The organism is Microcoleus sp. K1-B1 (assembly GCF_036704705.1).
Lineage (GTDB): Bacteria > Cyanobacteriota > Cyanobacteriia > Cyanobacteriales > Microcoleaceae > Microcoleus.
Window position 1 is genome coordinate 1 of record NZ_JAUBSH010000093.1, and the last position, 5080, is coordinate 5080.

Sequence of the window (5080 nt, forward strand, 5' to 3'; positions counted from 1 at the left end):
GTGTTTTTACATTTTACATAATTCTTGCATATTACTTTTATAAGTATTTCTACTTATTGCATAATTGAGATGCTCCCTTTTTTACCGAATCTGGGAGTCATAACCAAATATTTCGTAAAAAACCCGGTTTCTGGACCCCCATAATGTCGCTTTTAGGCGAATCTAGATCCCCCTAAATCCCCCTTAAGAAGGGGGACTTTAAGAACACTTCCGGTCCCCCCTTCTTAAGGGGGGCTAGGGGGGATCTGGATTTAATAGTTAAACAGCAGTCCCCGATCGCGATAAAAATATCGATATCCAATCCACTATTAATAAAAACTTACTCTGCCTCCCCAATTAAAGTAAATGCCGCCCAATTTCGCGGCTGGGGATGAGTTTTCATCGTAGTTAACATTGCCTGCCGAAGTGCCTGTGCTTTGTCGGGATTATTTTGTAAATTTTGATAAAACGACTGCATTAATTCGGCAGTCGGCGCATCGGGAACCGCCCATAAAGAAACAATCACACTCGGCACTCCAGCCGAAATCAAAGCGCGCGACAAACCAATCACCCCATCCCCGGTAATCCTGCCTTCTCCAGTGTTGCAGGCACTCAAAACGACTAAATTTGCTTGCAGTTTCATATCGAAAATCTCTTCTGCAGTCAATAAGCCGTCATCGCTACCAGAAGGAGCCATCGCGATCGCACTTCCCAATCCGCGCACATCATCCAGCAATCCATGCGTTGCTAAGTGAATAATAGATGCTTGGGGCATTTGTTGGACGATCGCAGCTTTTGTCCCTTGTGCGCCTATGATCGCTTGAGTATTGAGCAGAGGTGCGATCGCGATCGCTTCAGCTTCGGCTCCAGGTAGAGGAGACAATTGCTGTTTGGGCTCTCCCGGATAGGCAGACACACTAGGCATAGTGGGATTGCCCAATACTAGAGCCCTGCTGCTGTTGACTGGCTTCTGTGCTAACTTCTGTCGTTGTTGTCGAGTCAAATCCAATACTTGAATCGAGGGGGCGGTGAGAATAGTGTGTTTTTCGATTAAGTAAGTGCCGTTGGCATCTTGCAGGGCGGGGAAGGGTACTTGGAACAGGGAACCTTGGGGAATGAAAACGACATGGGCATTGGGGTCTTTTGGCAAAAGCGTTTCAATTGGGTCAATCAGCAGTTGATGCAGTGTTGGTAAGTTGGGTTGGGGTTGAGTGGAGCCAAAACTGCTGCGACTGCGAACAGCCAGGAATTCTTGATTGCCAATAATTAAGTTGGCTAGAGAGGCGTTGTGTTTTTGCCACAGGGGTTTGAGGTCTACTTCGCGGAAGGTAATTTCACCCGTAGGTTGAATTACCCAAATGTAGAGCGCAGATTCTCGCCCTACTTGTTGGCCCTGAATCTCAAACATCTCGTAGATGATGGAATACTGCACCAAAGTGGCGTTCTGTGCTTTGGCGATTTGGCGGATTTGATCCTGGTTGGGAGCAGTGGCGATGAGCGAACTGACATCACCAGAGGATAAGCGCTGTGTCAGGAGATCGACAAAGGCACGGGCACGTCCCCGTTCGGCAATTTCTAACGCGGCATTGGGGTTATTCTGAGCCACCCGGACTTGTTGCAGAAGGTTATAGGTGCTGACTTGTCCTTCAAAGATGGAGACTTTATTCGCGTCGTTGGAGCCGAGCATTTGCCGCATCGATTCCCAAACTTGAATGGCATTCACGAGCATTTTGTCAGCTTCTGTTGGGTTGCCAGCTTTCAAGAACGCCACTCCGAGGTGGTTGAGTACCCTACCTTCCCCGTTGCGGTCTTTAATGGAGCGGGCGATGGCTAAAGTCTGCTGTCCATACTCAATGGCTTTGGCCGAGTTGCCCAGAAAGTAGTAAGCATCTGCCAAATTACCCAGTGCCACACCCTCCCCCTGGCGGTCTTGAATTTCGCGGGCGATGGCTAACCACTGCTGTGCATACTCAATGGCTTGAGCATAGTTGCCCAGATCAAGGTAAATGAGTCCCAAACCGCCCAGTGCCACACCTTCACCTCGGCGGTCTTTAAGTTCGCGGGCGATGGCTAAACTCTGCTCTGCATACTCAATGGCTTTGGCCGAGTTGCCCAGAGATTTGTAAGCGGTTCCCAAATTGCCCAATGCTTCACCCTCCATCTGGCGGTCTTGAATTTCGCGGGCGATGGCTAACCACTGCTGTGCATACTCAATGCCTTTAGCCGAGTTGCCCACAGAGCTGTAAATCATTCCCAAAAGGCGCAGTGCCACACCTTCACCTCGGCGGTCTTTAATTGCGCGGGCGACGGCTAACTGTTGCTGTAAATACTCAATGGCTTTGGCATAGTTGCCCAGAGAGCGGTAAGCGAGTCCCAAAAGGCCCAGTGCCAAATCCTCGCTCTGGCGGTCTTTAATTTGGCGTGCTAGGGCTAACAGTTGCTGCGAATACTCAATGGCTTTGGCATAGTTGCCCTGAGAGTGGTAAGCACCTCCTAAATTCGCCAGTGCCAAACGTTCAATGTGGCGGTCTTTAATTTCGCGTGCGATGGCTAAACTCTGCTGCCCATACTCAATGGCTTTGGCAGAGTTGCCCACAAAGCGGTAAGCGAGTCCCAAATTAGCAAGTCCTGCACCCTCACTGTCGGGGTCTTTAATTTCGCGTGCGATGGCTAAACTCTGCTGCCCATACTCAATGGCTTTGGCATAGTTGCCCACAGAGCGGTAAGCGAGTCCCAAATTGCCTAGTGCCACACCTTCACTTTCGGGGTCTTTAATTTCGCGTGCGATGGCTAAACTCTGCTGCCCATATTCAATGGCTTTGGCATAGTTGCCCACAGAGTAGTAAGCATCTCCCAAATTCGCCAGTGCCAAACGTTCAATGTGGCGGTCTTTAAGTTCGCGGGCGATGGCTAAACGTTGCTGTAAATACTCAATGACTTTGGCATAGTTGCCCACAGAGCGGTAAGCATCTCCCAAAGTGCCCAGTGCCACACCTTCCCCTTTGCGGTCTTTAAGTTCGCGGGCGATGACTAAACTTTGCTGTGCATACTCAATCGCTTTAGCATAATCGCTCAGAGAGCGGTAAGCGATTCCCAAACTGCCTAGTGCCCAACCCTCCCTTTCGCGGTCTTTAAGTTCGCGGGCGATCGCTAACAGTTGCTGTGAATACTCAATGACTTTGGCAGAGTTGTTTAAAAAGTGGTAAGCAGATCCCAAAATGCCCAGTGCTTTACCTTCCCCTTGACGGTCTTTAAGTTCGCGGGCGATGGCTAAACTTTGTTGTGCATACTCAATCACTTTGGCATAGTTGCCCAGAGAGCGGTAAGCGATTCCCAAAATGTCCAGTGCTAAGTCTTCCCTTTTGCGGTCTTTAAGTTCACGGGCAATGGTTAAACTCTGCTGTGTATACTCAATCGCTTTGGCCGAGTTGTTCAGAGACAGGTAAGCGAATCCCAAATTGCCCAGTGCTGCACTCTCCTCTTTGCGATCTTTAAGTTCGCGGGCGATGGCTAAACTTTGCTGTGCATACTCAATCGCTTTAGCATAGTTGCCCAGAGAGCGGTAAGCATCTCCCAAAGTGCCCAGTACCGCACCCTCTCCTTGGCGGTCTTTAAGTTCGCGGGTGATGGCTAAACGTTGCTGTGAATACTCAATGACTTTGGCATAGTTGCCCAGAGAGCGGTAAGCATCTCCCAAAGTGCCCAGTGCAGCACCCTCCAATTGGCGGTCTTTAATTTCGCGGGCGATGGCTAAACTCTGCTCTCTATACTCAATGGCTTTGGCATTATTGCCTAGAGAGTCGTAAGCGAATCCCAAAAAGCCCAGTGCCCAACCTTCCCCTTGGCGGTTTTTGATGGCGCGATAAATTTCCAGTGCCTGTTCCCAGGAATTCAGCGCTGCTCTTAATTGACCAGTCTTATACTGTTGAAGCCCCTGCTTCATTAGCCGATCGCCCTCTGCTTGACGGGCATCCGTAGTTTGAGCAACAACCGGAAGTAGAGAGTGGGAAGGAATGTAAAAGGCAACAGACAAAAAGCAAAAGGCGAGGGGAAAAAGGAAGCCTGATCGCACTCTACAATTGCTGGATTTAAGCAGTTTTAGCGAGAAAGATTTCATAGGATTTAGTCTTTGGATTGCGAAAGTTAGCGCTGTCCTTGGCGCTGTTGTTCGATCGCCCTAATTTGTCGCAATCGCTCGCTCCAATCTTTCAAAGGTTCGGCTTCCGAACTAGCAAGAGCATCTAGCAATTCCAGCACAGGAGCTTGGTTTTGAGAAGTCTCAGAGGCTTTGCGCGCTTCGGCGATCGCGTCATACCACAGCCCAGACTCCGCATACAGGTCGATCCGCTGTTGGGGAGTTTGCGCGGCTGCAAGTTGAGTCTGCAACGACGCCGCAGGCGCAACGACTTGGATTTCTGCCGCCGCCACCACATTACTCGGAGGATCATCCGGATCGCAGACCAACACCACTTGCCACTGATAGGATTGCCCGATCGACAGTTGGGGCAGATTTGAGGGCAAAGCAACCGACATAATCCCCGGCTGACTCTGCATCTCGGTTCTGTAGAGCAGTTGTCCCGTGCGAGTAAACAGCCGGAATTGCAGCGGACGAGGAGGGCTATCGGGTACAAACCAGGTAAAAGTCGGATGCCCAGAAATCGTCTCTCCCACATGGCTAAACGGCACTAAGGCAGTCAATCTCCCCGATGAATTACCTTCACAACCGCCGCTGCGAGTGGTATTCGTCCCCGTTTCTTTCGGTTTAGAAGGGTTTTCAGGAGGAGTGTATTTTGCCAGCGCTACAGGGGCGATCCATAACGAAACACTCAGCATTAAACTCGCAATGCCCGCAGAGTAAACGGTTCGACGCTTCAACTCGTGAGTCATCATCGCAATCCCCTGTGTAACTATTTCTACAGTAATCAACAATACAAAAACACAATAGAGGACTGCCCGCAAGCGTCGTTTGCGGGAAGGTGCAAAGATATTGGTGTCAGCTTAAGGGCAAACCCTCAGTCCGGCAGTCCGGCAGGGGTTTAAACCCCTGCCTCAAAGCGAAAGTCGTCTTCAGACGACTAATGAGTTCTTCAGTCCTCTCAAA

Annotated in this window: 2 protein-coding genes; both read right to left on the reverse strand. The window is 50.1% G+C overall.

Annotation, left to right across the window (positions count from 1 at the left end; all coding sequences use genetic code 11):
• Nucleotides 1–319 precede the first annotated feature (319 nt).
• Complete coding sequence (locus QUA83_RS24595) at nt 320–4012, reverse strand: tetratricopeptide repeat protein (RefSeq protein ID WP_333296507.1); 3693 nt, start codon at nt 4010–4012, stop codon at nt 320–322.
• A gap of 110 nt (nt 4013–4122) precedes the next feature.
• Nucleotides 4123–4869, reverse strand: a complete 747-nt coding sequence (locus QUA83_RS24600) for a DUF928 domain-containing protein (RefSeq protein ID WP_333296509.1) — start codon at nt 4867–4869, stop codon at nt 4123–4125.
• Between the last annotated feature and the right edge of the window lie 211 nt (nt 4870–5080).